This window comes from Gilvimarinus gilvus (assembly GCF_030518155.1).
In the GTDB taxonomy this organism is placed as follows: domain Bacteria; phylum Pseudomonadota; class Gammaproteobacteria; order Pseudomonadales; family Cellvibrionaceae; genus Gilvimarinus; species Gilvimarinus gilvus.
On sequence record NZ_JAULRU010000841.1, the window covers coordinates 1 to 315 of the forward strand.

A 315-nucleotide genomic window follows, 5' to 3' on the forward strand; every position below is an offset into this window, starting at 1 on the left:
ACTAAAAATCTACTAATACCTTCAATTTCAATCATATCAATTTTTTCGATTGATATATCAAAATGTTGGTTAATAAAATCTAGAATTAAATCTAAATTTTTATTGTAAACTGCTTTTGCGTGAGCTTGTTTGATTAAATCCGAATTATATCTAAACGGACTTGAAAATGCAGAAGGACATAATAAAAATAAATCATTAAAATAAAACTCTACCTCCTTATTATCAAATAGATTAATTGAACTCTCTGTAGTAAATTCATCAATACTTATTTCAGTTTTAATAGAACTTATATAATGACTTTTGTCAAAATTTTCA

General features: G+C 23.2%; 1 protein-coding gene. It reads right to left on the bottom strand.

Annotated elements, in window-relative coordinates:
• A partial coding sequence (locus QWI17_RS23510) for a hypothetical protein (RefSeq protein ID WP_302724983.1) occupies positions 1 to 315 on the bottom strand: 315 nt, incomplete at both ends.